11 protein-coding genes are annotated in these 14,620 nt (G+C 74.3%); 9 read left to right on the forward strand and 2 right to left on the reverse strand.

Translation table 11 applies throughout. The features are described 5' to 3' along the window. The first annotated feature begins 5 nt into the window (after nt 1-5). The 9 genes from murG (at nt 6) to KLI87_RS17085 (ending at nt 9,639) form a co-directional block, all read left to right on the forward strand. Nucleotides 6-1,100 (forward strand): undecaprenyldiphospho-muramoylpentapeptide beta-N-acetylglucosaminyltransferase, encoded by a 1,095-nt coding sequence (gene murG / locus KLI87_RS17045; RefSeq protein WP_156220934.1) that lies wholly within the window; start codon nt 6-8, stop codon nt 1,098-1,100. Beyond that, nucleotides 1,097-2,518, forward strand: a complete 1,422-nt coding sequence (gene murC / locus KLI87_RS17050; RefSeq protein WP_214617827.1) for a UDP-N-acetylmuramate--L-alanine ligase — start codon at nt 1,097-1,099, stop codon at nt 2,516-2,518. The genes murG and murC overlap by 4 nt, the downstream gene beginning before the upstream one ends. A 75-nt stretch (nt 2,519-2,593) precedes the next feature. Then, complete coding sequence (locus KLI87_RS17055; protein WP_214617828.1) at nt 2,594-3,367, forward strand: cell division protein FtsQ/DivIB; 774 nt, start codon at nt 2,594-2,596, stop codon at nt 3,365-3,367. A gap of 476 nt (nt 3,368-3,843) precedes the next feature. Continuing rightward, nucleotides 3,844-5,310 (forward strand): cell division protein FtsZ, encoded by a 1,467-nt coding sequence (gene ftsZ / locus KLI87_RS17060; RefSeq protein ID WP_214617829.1) that lies wholly within the window; start codon nt 3,844-3,846, stop codon nt 5,308-5,310. Continuing rightward, nucleotides 5,307-6,038: a peptidoglycan editing factor PgeF gene (gene pgeF / locus KLI87_RS17065; protein ID WP_214617830.1), complete on the forward strand. Its 732-nt coding sequence runs from the start codon at nt 5,307-5,309 to the stop codon at nt 6,036-6,038. Before ftsZ ends, pgeF begins: the two co-directional genes overlap by 4 nt. Nucleotides 6,039-6,316: 278 nt before the next feature. Continuing rightward, on the forward strand, nt 6,317-6,865 hold the full coding sequence (locus KLI87_RS17070; protein WP_156220930.1) for a cell division protein SepF: 549 nt from the start codon (nt 6,317-6,319) through the stop codon (nt 6,863-6,865). 21 nt (nt 6,866-6,886) lie between these two features. Beyond that, a complete protein-coding gene (locus KLI87_RS17075; protein WP_214617831.1) occupies nt 6,887-7,171 on the forward strand; it encodes a YggT family protein in 285 nt (94 codons plus the stop codon). A gap of 50 nt (nt 7,172-7,221) precedes the next feature. Next, nucleotides 7,222-8,142, forward strand: coding sequence for a DivIVA domain-containing protein (locus tag KLI87_RS17080; RefSeq protein ID WP_214617832.1), 921 nt, complete (start codon nt 7,222-7,224; stop codon nt 8,140-8,142). A 138-nt stretch (nt 8,143-8,280) separates the two neighbouring features. Next, the gene (locus tag KLI87_RS17085) at nt 8,281-9,639 is read left to right on the forward strand and encodes a hypothetical protein (RefSeq protein ID WP_214617833.1); all 1,359 of its coding nucleotides are present in this window, start codon (nt 8,281-8,283) and stop codon (nt 9,637-9,639) included. Nucleotides 9,640-9,873: 234 nt separating this feature from the next. Here KLI87_RS17085 and KLI87_RS17090 read toward each other — a convergent pair whose 3' ends face one another. Both KLI87_RS17090 and ileS read right to left on the reverse strand, forming a co-directional pair. After that, the gene (locus KLI87_RS17090) at nt 9,874-10,635 is read right to left on the reverse strand and encodes a DUF1707 domain-containing protein (protein WP_308166045.1); all 762 of its coding nucleotides are present in this window, start codon (nt 10,633-10,635) and stop codon (nt 9,874-9,876) included. Nucleotides 10,636-10,738: 103 nt separating this feature from the next. Continuing rightward, the gene (gene ileS / locus KLI87_RS17095; RefSeq protein WP_308166046.1) at nt 10,739-13,918 is read right to left on the reverse strand and encodes an isoleucine--tRNA ligase; all 3,180 of its coding nucleotides are present in this window, start codon (nt 13,916-13,918) and stop codon (nt 10,739-10,741) included. Between the last annotated feature and the right edge of the window lie 702 nt (nt 13,919-14,620).

The following is a 14,620-nucleotide window of genomic DNA, read 5'->3' on the forward strand; positions in this document are numbered from 1 at the left end:
CGAGCATGAGGGTTGTCCTGGCCGGCGGCGGCACCGCCGGACACATCGAGCCCGCGCTGGCCCTGGCCGACGCGCTGCGCCGCAACGACCCGAACGTCGGGATCACCTGCCTCGGGACCGAGCGGGGCCTGGAGACCCGGCTCGTCCCGCAGCGGGGCTACGAGCTCGCCCTGATCCCCCCGGTGCCGCTGCCGCGCACGCTGACCCCGCAGCTGCTGTCGGTCCCGGGCCGGCTGCGCGGCGCCATCAACGCGGCGGCCTCCGTCCTCGACCAGGCGCAGGCCGACGTCCTGGTCGGCTTCGGCGGCTACGTCGCCACCCCGGGCTACCTGGCCGCCCGCAAGCGCAAGGTGCCGATCATCGTGCACGAGGCCAACCCCAAGCCCGGCCTCGCCAACAAGCTCGGCGCCCGCTTCACCGACCACGTGGCCGTCTCGCACTCCGACTCGACGCTGCCGAACGCGACGTTCGTCGGGATCCCGCTGCGCCGCGAGATCGCCGCGCTCGACCGGCTGGCGATGGGCGACAAGGCCCGCTCCTACTTCGGGCTGCTGCCCGACCTGCCCACGCTGCTGATCTTCGGCGGCTCGCAGGGCGCCCGGTCGCTCAACCAGGCCGCGGTGGCCGCCGCGCCCTACTTCCGGCAGGCGGGCATCCAGGTCCTGCACATCGTCGGGCCGAAGAACACCGAGGAGCCCGAGCCCTCGTCCGGCGGCCCCCAGTACGTCACGATCCCCTACTGCGACCGGATGGACCTCGCCTACGCCGCCGCCGACATGGCGATGTGCCGCGCCGGGGCGATGACCTGCGCGGAGCTCGCCGCGGTCGCGCTCCCGGCGGTGTACGTGCCGCTGCCCATCGGCAACGGCGAGCAGAAGCTCAACGCCGAGCCGATCGTCGCGGCGGGCGGCGGGATGCTGGTCGACAACGCCGAGCTGTCGCCCGACTGGATCGCGCACAACCTGCTGCCCGTGCTCGCCGACCCGGGCCGGGTCGCGCACATGTCCGAGCAGGCCGGGCGGATGGGCCGGCGGGACGCCGACGTCGCGCTCGCGCGGATGGTGTACGCCGTGGTCGGCGCGGCGGGCGCCGCCCGATGAGCCTGATCGGTCCCGGCGAGGTCGTGCCGGCGGGGGACCTCGGCCGCGTCCACTTCATCGCGATCGGGGGCGCCGGGATGTCGGGCATCGCCCGCATCATGCTGCGCCGCGGCATCGCGGTGTCGGGCAGCGACGCCCGCGACTCCGCGCTGCTCGGCCAGCTCGGCGAGCTCGGCGCCGCGGTCTTCGTCGGGCACGACGCCGCGCACGTCGGCGAGGCCGACACCGTGGTCGTCTCCACCGCGATCCGCGAGGGCAACCCCGAGCTGGTCGCCGCCCGCGAGCGCGGGCTGCGCGTCCTGCACCGCTCGGCGGCGCTCGCGGCGCTGATGGCCGGGCGCCGCGCCGTCGCGATCGCCGGGACGCACGGCAAGACCACGACGACGTCGATGCTGACGGTCGCGCTGCAGCACGCGGGCGCCGACCCGTCCTACTGCATCGGCGGGCAGCTCGTCACGACCGGGCTCGGCGCCGACGAGGGCACCGGGGACGTGTTCGTCGCCGAGGCCGACGAGAGCGACGGCTCGTTCCTCATGTACAGCCCGCACGTCGCCGTCGTCACCAACGTCGAGGCCGACCACCTCGACAACTACGGCGGCTTCGACATGGTCAAGGAGAACTTCGCCAGGTTCGTGGAACGTATCGAACCGGGCGGCACGCTCGTCGCGGGCGCCGACGACCCGGTCGCGGTGCGGCTCGCCGAGCACGCGCGGGCGCGCGGGCTGGACGTCCGCACCTACGGGGAGGCCGCCGACGCCGACCTGCGCGTCACCGGCTTCACCCCGCGCGGCCTCGGCTCCCGCTTCGACATCGAGGGCGTGGGCGAGGTGCGGCTCGGCGTCCCGGGGCGCCACAACGCGCTCAACGCGACCGCCGCCGTCGCCGTCGCGCAGGCCCTCGACCTGGACGAGGAGGCCGTGCGGGTGGGCCTCGCCACGTTCGGCGGGGCGATGCGCCGGCTGGAGCCCAAGGGGTCGGCGGGCGGCGTCGAGGTGTTCGACAGCTACGCCCACCACCCGACCGAGCTGACCGCCGACCTGGAGGCGACCCGCGACTACCTCGGCGAGAAGGCCGCGGGCGGGGGCCCCTCGGGCCGGATCGTCGCGGTCTTCCAGCCGCATTTGTACAGCCGCACCCGCTTCTTCGCCGCCGGGTTCGGCGCCGCGCTCGGGCTCGCCGACGTCGCGGTCGTCCTGGACGTCTACGGCGCCCGCGAGGACCCCGAACCCGGCGTGACCGGCGCGCTCGTCGCCGACGCCGTCCCGGACGGGACGCGGGCCGTGTACGCGCCCGTCCGCGACGAGGTGCCCGCGATCGTCGCGGGTCTGGCCCGCCCCGGCGACGTGGTCATCACGCTGGGCGCCGGCGATGTCACCCAGCTCGGCCCGCTGATCCTGGAGCGCCTCGCGGCGTCGTGACCTGCGCGGACGTGACAACACGCCGGGGCGCCCGCGATGGGCGGTCCGCGGCGGGATCGCTGCCAGGCTGGGGGCATGACTGCCCTCCCGCCCGAGACCGAGACCGGGACCGGCGAGCGGCCGGAGACCGGTGCGGTCGGCGCGGATCCGGCGCCCCGGGGCCGGCGGCGCCCGAGCCGGTGGAAGGCGGCGTTCGCCGCCCTGCTCGTGCTGGGCGTGCTCGCCGCCGTCACGTGGGTGCTGCTGGGCTCGCGGCTGCTGGTCGTGCGGGACGTCGAGGTCAGCGGGGCGCGGCTCGTCCAGCCCGACCGGGTCGTCGCGGCGGCGGGCGTCCGGCTGGGCGTGCCGATGGTGCGGCTCGACACCGGTGCCGTGCGGGCGCGGGTCGAGGGGCTGCGGGAGGTCGAGTCGGCGCGGGTCGAGCGGCGCTGGCCGGCGACGGTCCGGGTCATCGTGCGCGAGCGCGTCCCGGTGGCCGTCCTGCGGCGGGGCGGCTCCTACCGGCAGATCGACCGGTTCGGCGTCACGGTCGTCGAGGGCGCGTCCCGGCCGGCGGGGCTGCCGACGCTGACCGTCGCCTCGCCCGGCCCGTCGGACCCGGCGACGCTCGCGGCGCTGCGCGTCCTCACCGACCTGCCCGGACGCCTGCGGACGCGGCTGACCGACGTGGCCGCCACCGGGCCCGGCGACGTCGTCCTGCACCTGTCGGACGGCCCGGTCGTGGTGTGGGGCCCCGCGGAACGGGCGGCGGAGAAGGTCCGGCTGCTGGAGGCGCTGCGGCGCACCGCGGCGGGCCGCGCCGCCCGCACCATCGACGTCAGCTCGCCCGAGGTCGTCACGACGCGGTGAACCCGAGCACGCGGTTCCGGGGCCGGTGCGTGTGTCGGGGCGATTCCGGCCGTCCGATGGGGCACGCTGGAAGCGGTCGGCCGGACGGACCGGCACGGCGGCGCGTGTGAGCGGCGAGGCGAACCTCGGGCGAGCACCGGCGCGAACATCGATCAGGAGGGCGGGAAGCGCGATGAGCGGCAGAAGTTCCGCAGAAGTTCCCGTGCCAACCAGGGCAACCCGGCGCCAGTGCGACACGCCGGTGGACTTCGGGGGAGGTTAGTTGACCCTGGCGGTTAGGCCGCCCTACTGTCCGTATCAGTCCTCAGGTTGACATAACTGTAAGCCTCAAGTTGAGGGTGAGGGTTGTCGACGGCTCCCGGCACCGTGCCAGGACCGTCCGGCCCCGCCAGAAGTGCACACAGGTCAGGAACACCGCGGCGGCACGGTCGGCAGACCGGGCAGGGCGGTCGGATAGAGCGGAAAGGCCCCTCGTCGTGGCAGCACCGCAGAATTACCTCGCGGTCATCAAGGTCGTCGGCATCGGCGGCGGCGGCGTCAACGCCGTCAACCGGATGATCGAAGAGGGACTCAAGGGCGTCGAGTTCATCGCGATCAACACGGACGCCCAGGCGCTGCTGATGAGTGACGCCGACGTGAAGCTCGACGTGGGCCGCGAGCTCACCCGGGGCCTCGGCGCCGGGGCCAACCCCGACGTCGGCCGCAAGGCCGCCGAGGACCACCGCGAGGAGATCGAGGAGGTCCTCAAGGGCGCCGACATGGTCTTCGTCACCGCGGGGGAGGGCGGCGGCACCGGCACCGGCGGCGCGCCCGTGGTGGCCAACATCGCGCGCTCGCTCGGCGCGCTGACGATCGGCGTGGTCACCCGCCCCTTCAGCTTCGAGGGCAAGCGCCGCGCGATGCAGGCCGAGGCCGGCATCGAGACGCTGCGCGACGAGGTCGACACCCTCATCGTGATCCCCAACGACCGGCTGCTGTCGATCTCCGACCGGCAGGTCAGCGTGCTGGACGCCTTCAAGGCGGCCGACCAGGTGCTGCTGTCCGGTGTCCAGGGCATCACCGACCTGATCACCACGCCCGGCCTGATCAACCTCGACTTCGCCGACGTCAAGTCCGTGATGTCCGGCGCCGGGTCGGCGCTGATGGGCATCGGCTCGGCGCGCGGCGACGACCGCTCGGTCGCGGCCGCCGAGATGGCGATCTCCAGCCCGCTGCTGGAGGCCAGCATCGACGGCGCCCACGGCGTGCTGCTGTCCATCTCCGGCGGCTCCGACCTCGGCCTGTTCGAGATCAACGAGGCGGCGCAGCTGGTGTCCAACGCCGCCGCGCCCGACGCCAACATCATCTTCGGCGCGGTCATCGACGACGCCCTCGGCGACGAGGTCCGGGTCACGGTGATCGCGGCCGGCTTCGACGAGGGACGTCCGGACAAGCCCGCCCCCGAGCCCGAGAGCCGCAGGCTGCCACCGCCGCCCCGGCCCACGCCGCCGCCGGCCGCCCCGCCGAACCCGATCCCGAGCCGGGTCGGACGCTCGGAGACCGGCGCCGCGGCGCAGCCGACCGCGCACCAGCAGTCGGTGGCGCAGGCCGCGGCCGCGCCGCACGCCTCCGCCCCGTCCCCGCCCCGGCCCGCCGACCAGGCCGGACGCGCGCAGCCGCCCGCGGGCCAGGGCGACGAGCGCGCCGCCGGCGGCACGCGCGGCGAGCCCGCCCGCGCCGAGCCGCCGGTGCCGCCGCCCCCGGCGCCGCTCCCCGCGCCCGTCCCGCCCGCCGACCGCGACGCGGGGGAGCCCGGCGCCCGCACGCCGCCGCGCCCGGCACCCGAGTCCCCCTCCCGCGTCCACGCGGGCGAGAACGAGGGCGGCCCCGCCACCGGCGAGCGCCGCCGTCCCGTCGTGTTCGAGGACCCCGACGACCTCGACGTCCCCGACTTCCTGAAGTGATCACACCCGTCGCCCTGGGCGACGGCGTCGGCGCCGGGTTCACCGCCCGCGCCGGCGGCGTGAGCGAAGCCCCCTACGACACCCTCAACCTCGGCGGCGCGGTCGGCGACGACGCCGCGGCCGTGCGCGCCAACCGGCGGCGCGCCGCCGCCGCCCTCGGCGTCGACCCCGACCGCACCGTCTGGATGCGGCAGGTCCACGGCGCCGACGTCGTGCACGTGACCGCCCCCGAGCTGCCCGACCCGGTGGACGCGGTCCTCACCACCGTCCCCGGGCTCGCCCTCGCCGTCCTCGTCGCCGACTGCGCGCCGGTCCTGCTCGCCGACCCCGTCGCGGGCGTCGCCGGCGCCGCGCACGCGGGGCGCCCCGGCACCGCCGCCGGGGTCGTCCCCGCGCTGGTGAAGGCGATGTGCGGACGCGGCGCCGACCCGTCCCGCATCCGCGCCGCGATCGGCCCGGCCGCGTGCGGCGGCTGCTACGAGGTGCCCGAGGCGATGCGCGCGGACGTCGCCGCCGTCGTGCCCGCCGCGTACGCCACCACGTCCAAGGGCACCCCCGGGCTCGACATCCGCGCGGGGATCGTCGCGCAGCTCGCCGCCGAGGGCGTCACCGGCGTGCAGGTCGACCCGCGCTGCACCATCGAGACCCGCGACCTCTTCTCCTACCGCCGCAACGGACGCACCGGACGTTTCGCCGGCTACGTCTGGCTCAGGGAAAAAGGCGCGTGACTCCGCGCCTCCCCGGTGCCACCCTTGAGCGGGGCTCCGGGGAGCGCGGCGCGCTCCGGCCGTCCGGCGGCGGCCGGGCGGTCAATCGAGCGGGCGATCGGGTGGGTCGCGACACACCCGCGGGTCGCTACGGCGTTGCTCGGCGGCCGACGGGCAATCGTCAGGTAATGTCCCCCCAGTGGTACCTGCCGGAAAGCGTGCCACGTTGTCGAACAGCCCAGTCGGATCAGTCCAACGGCGGCCGGACGTGCCGGACGCCGCGGCCACAGGAGGGGCGTATGGCCAGCGCGATGCGCAAGATGGCGGTCTACCTCGGCCTCGTGGAGGACGACCGCTACGACGACGACAAGTACGGCAAGTACGACGACTACGACGAGTACGAGGTCTACGACGAGGAGACCGACACCGGTCAGGGCCGTCGCCGCGAGGACGAATCCGGCGGTCAGCTTACCCGAGCCGAGGACGGCGCGGACCGCGATCGCGAGCATCACGCACCGTCCCCCGTCGAGCGACGCTCCGTGGCACTCTACGAGTCCGGTACCACCGACCTCGCGCGTATCACTACGCTGCACCCTAGGACCTACAACGAGGCAAGGACCATCGGGGAGCACTTCCGGGAGGGCACGCCGGTGATCATGAACCTGACCGAGATGGTCGACAGCGACGCCAAGCGTCTGGTCGACTTCGCGGCTGGTCTCGTGTTCGGCCTGCATGGGAGCATCGAGCGTGTTACGAACAAGGTGTTCCTCCTGTCACCCGCCAACGTGGAGGTGACGGCGGAGGACAAGGCCCGGATGGCAGAACGAGGGTTCTTCAACCAAAGCTGACAGCCACAAGCGAGAGTGTCCGTGAACATCGTTGGACTCGTACTGCAGTACGTGCTGTACTTCTTCCTCCTTTTCCTCATCGGGAGGTTGATCCTGGAAGTCCTGCAGTCGTTCGCCCGGCAGTGGAAGCCGACCGGGGTGGTGCTGGTGATCGCCGAGGCGGTGTACACCGTCACCGATCCGCCACTGAAACTCCTCAGGCGCTTCATCCCGCCGCTCCGTCTGGGTAACGTGGCGCTGGACCTCAGCTTCACCTTCCTCATCCTTGTGGTCTGGGTCATGATCATCTTCGTGCAGAGGCTCTGATCGGATACCGTCCTTTGGGGACAGACTCCAAGCGCGCCAAGGAGACGAACATGCCGCTGACACCCGCCGATGTGCGGAACAAGCAGTTCAGTACCACCAGGCTGAGGCCGGGGTACGACGAGGAGGAGGTGGACGCCTTCCTCGACGAGGTCGAGGCCGAGCTCGACCGCCTCATCCAGGAGAACGAGGAGCTGCGGGCCAAGCTCGCCGAGTGCCTGCGCGGCAAGGTCCCCGCCATGGCCGCTCCCATCGTGGAGCCCAAGCCGGACGTGCAGAAGATCCCCGAGCCGCCGCGCCCCGAGCCGCAGCCCCAGCCCGAGCCGGAGCCCGTGATGGGCGGCCTCGGCATGGCGCCCGCCTCCACCGGCGAGGACAACATGGACACCGCCGCGCGCGTGCTCGCGCTGGCGCAGCAGACCGCCGACCAGGCGATCGCCGACGCCCGGCGCGAGGCCGACGAGACGCTCGGCCGCGCCCGCCGCGAGGCCGAGGAGATCCTCGGCAAGGCGCGCCGCCAGGCCGACCAGATCGTCAGCGAGGCCCGCTCGCGCGCCGAGGCCCTCGACCGCGACGCCCAGGAGCGGCACCGCCAGGTCATGGGCTCGCTCGTGCAGCAGCGCGAGGAGCTCGAACGCGAGGTCGACCACCTGCGCGCGTTCGAACGCGAGTACCGCAGCCGCCTGAAGGTCTACCTGGAGGGCCAGCTGCGCGACCTGGAGGCGGGCAGCACCGAGACCGGCGCGTTCGCCGCCGTCCCCTCCCCGCCGCAGCAGACCGCCCCCCAGGCGGGACCGCAGACCGGCCCGCAGGGCGCCCTTCCCCACGCCGAGAACCGCAACGGCGCGGGCGCCACGACGGCCACCCCGTTCCCGCCGCCCGCCGAGCCGGCCCAGCACCAGCAGGTCCAGCACTCGGCGACCGGCGCGTTCCACTCGGGCGGTGGCGACAACCCGCCGCACGAGAGGCGCTGACGCGGGCGCCGCAGGCGATAGGGTCGTGCCGACCGCCACGCGCGTGACGGCAGCGCCGCCGTCCAGCGGCGCCGGCGTGCCGACCACCGGGCCCACGCGGCCCGGAGCCGAGCGGCTTGAACGAGGGGGAGAGACCCTGTGATCATCCTGAGTGGCGTCCTCGTCGTGGTGGCGATCGCCCTGCTCGTGGCGGGCATCGTCGCCGGCAACGGAGACAGCGCCCAGGTCTTCGGCCTGGACGCGCTTACGGTGATCTACATCTCGATCGCCGTGAGCACGGTCTCCGCCGTGTGCCTGATCGTCGGGGTGGTCCTGCGGCGCAAGGAGCTCTTCGGAGCGGGGGCCCCGGCCTCCGCGAGCCGCAAGCAGGGCTCCAAGCGCAAGCGTCCGGCTCCTCCCGCCGCCGTCCCGGCCACGCCCCCGGTCCCGGCCGCGGCCAAGCCCCCGGTACCGGCCGCCAAGCCCCCGGCGGAGCCGGCCGACGACGCGCCGGAGATCCCCGGCCCACCGGTCGACGTCCCCGAGGACGCCGTGGTGTTCGTCGTGCGCGGCCGCAAGCGCTACCACCTGGACACCTGCCGGCAGCTCGCCGGGCGGGACACCGAGGAGCTCACCTACGCCGAGGCCAAGGAGGAGGGGTTCAGCCCCTGCACCGCCTGCATGCCCGACACCGCACTGGCGGCGCGCGCCGCGGTGTCGGTCACCGCGCCCAAGGACGGCGCGCCCCGGGCGGAGCCTCGCAGGTCCGACCTCACCCGGCCCGACCTCACCAAGCCCGCCGGCGGCCTCCCCGCGGCGTCCCACGCCGACAACGGCCTGTCCGGTCTCGCCAAGCCCGCCCCGGCGCCGGCGCCCTCCCCTTCACCCTTCGCCGCGCCGGCCCCGTCGCCGGGCCTCGACCAGACGGCCGAGATCCCGCGCACCGAGCCCGCCGCGCCCGCCGCGCCCGCCCCGGCGAAGGCCGCCTGGTCCATCGACCCGAAGCCGGACGGCAGGCCCTCCGAGCAGGCGACGGTGACCGACCTCCCCACGGTCACCGAGCCCCCCGAGGCCGAGCCGGAGGACCGGGCCGAGCCCGAGCCCGAGCCGGACACGCCCGAGCCGGAGGCGCCCGAGCCCGCGGCGCCCCGCCCCCGTGACGCCGACGACGAGCACGCGCCCCGGCACGCCGCGGACCCCGTCCCGGTGGACGAGCCCGAGCCCGCCACGGCGGACGCCGACGAGCCGCCCGCCGGCGAGGCCGCCGACACGCCCGGCGGCGCGTCCACCGACGCCCCCGACGACGCCTCCGACGAATCCGGCGACGCGTCCGACGGTGACGGCTCGCAGGTGCGCATCCTCAGCGGCACCAAGCGCTACCACCGCACCGACTGCGCGCTCATCGAGGACATCGGCGACGACGCCGACGACCTGGAGTCGCTCTCCCGCGCCGAGGCCAAGGCCCGAGGCTGCACCCCCTGCCTCGTCTGCCAGCCCGATCGCGCTGTGTCCATTTAAGGCCCGGCCCAAGGGGGCTCGCCTGGCGGCTCGCCCCCTTGACCGCGCCTTGGGCGGGCGCGGCATCGCTTCGCGATCTTCCCGGTGGGGGCTCGCCTCCGGCTTCGCCCCCACCGGTCGGCTACGCGCCCGCGTGCGGGGTGAGGTCGTCGCGCGGACTGGGGCAAAGCCTTGCGTGTTTCCTTGGAGCTGTGGGACGGCCCTGGCGCGTTCGGGCTTCAGCGCTTGGTGGGATCAGGTTCGGCGGTGGCGTTCGGCGCGGAGTTCGCGTAGGCGGTCGCGGCGCTCGTCGCGCAGCTCGCGGCGGTGTTCGCGGTGCCGGAGGTGTTCGGCGTGGCGGTCGAGGTGGCGCCGGTGGTGCTCCTCGTGCCGGCGGCGGCGGCCGTTCGCCTCGCCCACCTCGCGGCGCTCGACCGAGACGCCGCCGAAGGCGACGAAGCCGGCCAGGCGGATGACGGGGGCGTCCGGGTCGAGGGTGTCGTCCTCGGCGCAGTCGGTCCCGCCGAAGACCGCCGTCAGGGACGGCAGCACCCGCACGCCCGGCGGGACGGTGATGTTCACGCCGCCGAACAGGCAGGTGATGGTGAGCGTCACCTCGCGGCGGCTCAGCACGGCCTGGCGGAAGTCCAGGTCGGCGCCGCCGAACACGCACGCGACCGTGGTGTTCTCCTCGACCAGCCAGCGGCCCTTGCGCTCCACGCCGGAGAACACCGCCGCGAGCGTGGACGACTGCGGCAGGGGCGGCGGGAGCGGATCCGGCTTGCGCAGGTCCACCCGGGGCACCTCGGCGGACGGCAGGTCGCTCAGCACCGGCTCCAGGTCGGCGTAGGTCTTGGCGGCGTAGACGGCGTCGATGCGCTCGGCGTGCTCCTCCGGCGTGATGCGGCCCTCCGCCAGGGCCTCGCGCAACCGGTCGGCGACCCGGTCGCGGTCGGCGTCCGAGGCGCGCATCCGCGCGGGGGAGGTGGGGTCGGAGGGCTGCTCGGGAAGGTTCACCCCGCCATCATCTCAAACGCGATGTGTCGCGAAAAAGCCCTATGCGGATGTTGGGCCCCGCCGTCGTGCGCGCCGGGGGGCGGCCCCCGGCGCGCACGCGGGGTCAGGCCTTGCGGAGCCAGTAGGTGAGGCCCAGCTCGTCGTCGCGGCCCGCGCTCAGGCCGTCCGGGCGCCCCTCGGACATGGAGGTGGCGAGGACCTCGGCGGTGACCTCGGCGGTGTGCGCGCGCAGCGCCTCGGCGAGGTCGTCGCCGGCGGCCTGCCACCACAGCTCGATGCGGTCGGTGACCTCCAGCCCGGCGGCCTTGCGCGCCTCCTGGACGAGGCGGACGGCCTCCCGCGCCAGCCCCGCGCGGCGCAGCTCGGGCGTGACGGTGAGGTCGAGCGCGATGGTCTCGCCCGCCGCGCTCTCCACGGCCCACCCGCTGCGCGGCCGCTCGGTGACGATGACGTCGCCGGGCGCCAGCGGGACGGTGCCGAGGTCGGCCACCCGCACCTCGGCGGCGCCGCCGTCGCGCAGCGCGTGCACGAGGGCCGAGGGCTCCGCGGCCTTCACGGCCGCCGCGACCTTCGGCGTGTCCTTGCCGTACCGCTTGCCGAGCTCCCGGAAGTTGGGCTTGACCTCGTACTCCACCAGGTCGACGCCGATCGAGGACAGCTCCTCGAAGGCCAGCACGTTCAGCTCCTCGGCGATCTGGACGCGGAGCTGCTCGGGCAGCGAGGTCCAGCCCGGGGCGCCGACGAGGGCGCGGCCGAGGGGCTGGCGGGTCCGGACGCCGCTCGCGGCGCGCGCGGAGCGGCCGAGCTCCACCAGCCGCCTGACCAGCGCCATCCGCGCGCTCAGCTCCGGGTCGAGGAGGTCCTCGCGCGCGGACGGCCAGTCGGTGAGGTGCACCGACTCGGGGGCGTCCTCGGGGCGGATGACGTCCCAGACGTGGTCGGTCACGAACGGGACCATCGGCGCCATGAGGCGGGTGAGGGTCTCCAGGCACTCGTAGAGCGTGGCGAACGCCGACGCGCCCTCCGGCGTCTCCGGGCCCTCCCAGAAGCGGCGGCGGGAGCGCCGGACGTACCAGTTGGACAGGTCGTCGACGAACTCGGCCAGGCGGCGCCCCGCGCGGGCGGTGTCGTACTGCTCCAGCGCCGCGTCCACCTCGGCGGTCGTGCGGTGCAGCTCGGCCAGCGCCCAGCGGTCCAGCAGCGGGCGGTCGGCGGGGGCGGGCGCCTCCGCGAGGCGGTCCGGCGTCCACGCGCGGCCCTGCGCCTGCGCCGCGTTCGCGTACAGGACGAAGAACGACGCGGTGTGCCAGTAGGTGAGGAGGACCTTGCGGACGATCTCCTCCAGGGCCGAGTGCCCGACCCGGCGGGACGCCCAGGGGAGCCCGCTGGCCAGCATGTACCAGCGGACCGCGTCGGCGCCGTGCTCGTCCATCAGCGGGATGGGGCGCAGGACGTTGCCGAGGTGCTTGCTCATCTTGCGGCCGTCCTCGGCGAGGATCAGCCCGAGGCACAGGACGTCCTCGTAGGACGAGCGGTCGAAGACGAGCGTCCCGACGGCCATGAGCGAGTAGAACCAGCCGCGGGTCTGGTCCTGGGCCTCGCAGATGTACTGGGCCGGGTAGGAGCTCTCGAAGACCTCCTTGTTGCGGTGGGGCGCGCCCCACTGCGCGAAGGGCATCGAGCCGGAGTCGTACCAGGCGTCGATGACGTCGGGGACGCGGCGGGCCTCGCCCCCGCACGCGGAGCAGGGGAGGGTGACGTCGTCCACGTAGGGGCGGTGCGGGTCCAGCGCGGACAGGTCCCTGCCCGCGAGCTCGCCCAGCTCCTCCAGGGAGCCGACGCAGGTGATGTGGTCCTCGTCCTCGCCGCACACCCACAGCGGCAGGGGCGTGCCCCAGTAGCGGCTCCGCGACAGCGACCAGTCGACGTTGTTGCGCAGCCACTCGCCGTACCGGCCGGTCTTGACCGTCTCGGGGAACCAGTTCGTCTTCTCGTTCTCCTCCAGCAGCCGGTCCTTGATCTCGGTGGTGCGGATGTACCAGGCGGGGAGCGCGTAGTACAGCAGCGGCGTGTGGCAGCGCCAGCAGTGCGGGTAGCTGTGCTCGAAGTGGCCGCCGCGGAACAGCAGCCCCCGCGCGCGCAGGTCGTCGGTGAGCGGCTCGTCGGCGTCCTTGAAGAACTTGCCGCCGACCAGCGGCAGCTCGCGCGGGAACCGCCCGTCCGGGCCGACGGGGTTGACGACCGGCATACCGTACGCCTTGCAGACGGCCATGTCGTCCTCGCCGAACGCGGGCGAGGTGTGGACGAGCCCGGTGCCGTCCTCGACCGTGACGTGGTCGCCGAGGACGACGTAGTGCGCGTCCGGGATCTCGACCAGGTCGAACGGCCGGGAGTAGGGGGTGCGCTCCAGCTCCGAGCCCTGGAAGGCGGCGAGGCGCTCGGCGTCCGCGCCGAGGACCTTCTCCAGCAGCGCCTCCGCCACGACCAGCACCTCGTCCGACCCCGCCGGGCGGGCGGCGACGTAGGTCACGTCGGCGCGGACGGAGACGGCGGTGTTGGCCACCAGCGTCCACGGCGTCGTCGTCCAGACCAGCAGCGAGGCGCCCAGCTCGGCCAGCGGGCCGGAGGTCACCGGCAGCCGCACGTACACCGACGGGCTGGTGACGGTCTCGTACCCGCCGGGCTGGCCCAGCTCGTGGTCGGACAGGCCGGTGCCGCAGCGCGGGCAGTACGGCGTGATCCGGAAGTCGCGGAACAGCAGCCCCTTGTCGAAGATGACCTTGAGGGACCACCAGACGGCCTCGACGTACTCGGGGTCCATCGTCCGGTACGCCTGGTCGGTGTCGACCCAGAAGCCCATCCGCTCGGACATCTCCTCGAAGGCGTCCACGTGCCGCAGCACCGACTCGCGGCAGCGGTCGTTGAACTCCGCGACGCCGTACTCCTCGATGTCCTTCTTGCCGGTGAGCCCGAGCTCCTTCTCCACGGCCACCTCGACGGGCAGGCCGTGGCAGTCCCAGCCCGCCTTGCGGGGGACGTGGTAGCCCTTCATGGTCTTGAAGCGCGGGAAGACGTCCTTGAACACGCGGGCCTCGACGTGGTGGACGCCGGGCATGCCGTTGGCGGTGGGCGGCCCCTCGTAGAAGATCCAGCGCGGGCCGGACGCGGTGCGCTCCAGCGAGCGCTCGAAAACCTTGCTGTCGCGCCAGCGGCGCAGCAGGTCCCGCTCCAGGGCGGGCAGATCGACCTGCGCGGGCAGCGGCCGGAAACTACGGCGGCTCACTTGGGCGGACCTCCGGATCGACGTGAGACGTTGACCGGAGGGACGAGGCCGCGGCCCGGATCGTCCGGACGCGCCCCGCGGTACCACCCTCCTTGGCCACGCCGGCACGGCGCGGCCCACTTCGTTGCGGTGCCGACCGCCGGTTCTACTGGGCCCGCCGCCTCGCGGCGCTCGGGCGGTTCCTCCGGCGGCTCCGGGGTGATCAACCGCCGGGCTCGCCCCCGGGCTCGCACCGTCCCCGGGTCGCTCATGGCTGCGTGCGGCGGCAGGCGTCCCCATCAGGGCCTGTCGACACCACTGCTCAGACCGACTTTAACGTACCGGGGGCGGTTCCTCTTCCCGATACCACCGGGGCGCGCTCCCGGCGGCCGCCGCGCCCTTCCTTTCCGATGATTCTGCGATCTCCGGGGTTTCTCGACGATCTGCACCCGGGCATAAGCGGTCGGTAACAAACGCCAGGTCGTTTGCCGTGCCCGGGAAAGGGGACTTATGCTGCCCGCACTGCCTGTCGAGGCGATCAGCGCGAGGGAGGCCGAGATGGCCGCCGCTGGGAAGGGCGAGACGCCCTCCGGGGAGAGGTCCTCCGGGAAGAAGACCCGGGGCACGAGATCGGCGCCGGCGGGGCCCGCCGGCCGCCGCGGCGCGGCCAAGAGCGGCCAGGCCGGTAAGACCGCCGGGAAGGCGCCGAAGGCCCGGAAGGCC

It is taken from the genome of Actinomadura sp. NEAU-AAG7 (assembly GCF_018603865.1).
Classification (GTDB): domain Bacteria; phylum Actinomycetota; class Actinomycetes; order Streptosporangiales; family Streptosporangiaceae; genus Spirillospora; species Spirillospora litoris.

Bases quoted from the DNA above. Each gene is read 5' to 3' on its own strand.
- murG (WP_156220934.1), top strand. From the start codon at position 6: ATGAGGGTTGTCCTGGCCGGCGGCGGCACCGCCGGACACATCGAGCCC.
- murC (WP_214617827.1), top strand. From the start codon at position 1,097: ATGAGCCTGATCGGTCCCGGCGAGGTCGTGCCGGCGGGGGACCTCGGC.
- KLI87_RS17055 (WP_214617828.1), top strand. From the start codon at position 2,594: ATGACTGCCCTCCCGCCCGAGACCGAGACCGGGACCGGCGAGCGGCCG.
- KLI87_RS17070 (WP_156220930.1), top strand. From the start codon at position 6,317: ATGGCCAGCGCGATGCGCAAGATGGCGGTCTACCTCGGCCTCGTGGAG.
- KLI87_RS17080 (WP_214617832.1), top strand. From the start codon at position 7,222: ATGCCGCTGACACCCGCCGATGTGCGGAACAAGCAGTTCAGTACCACC.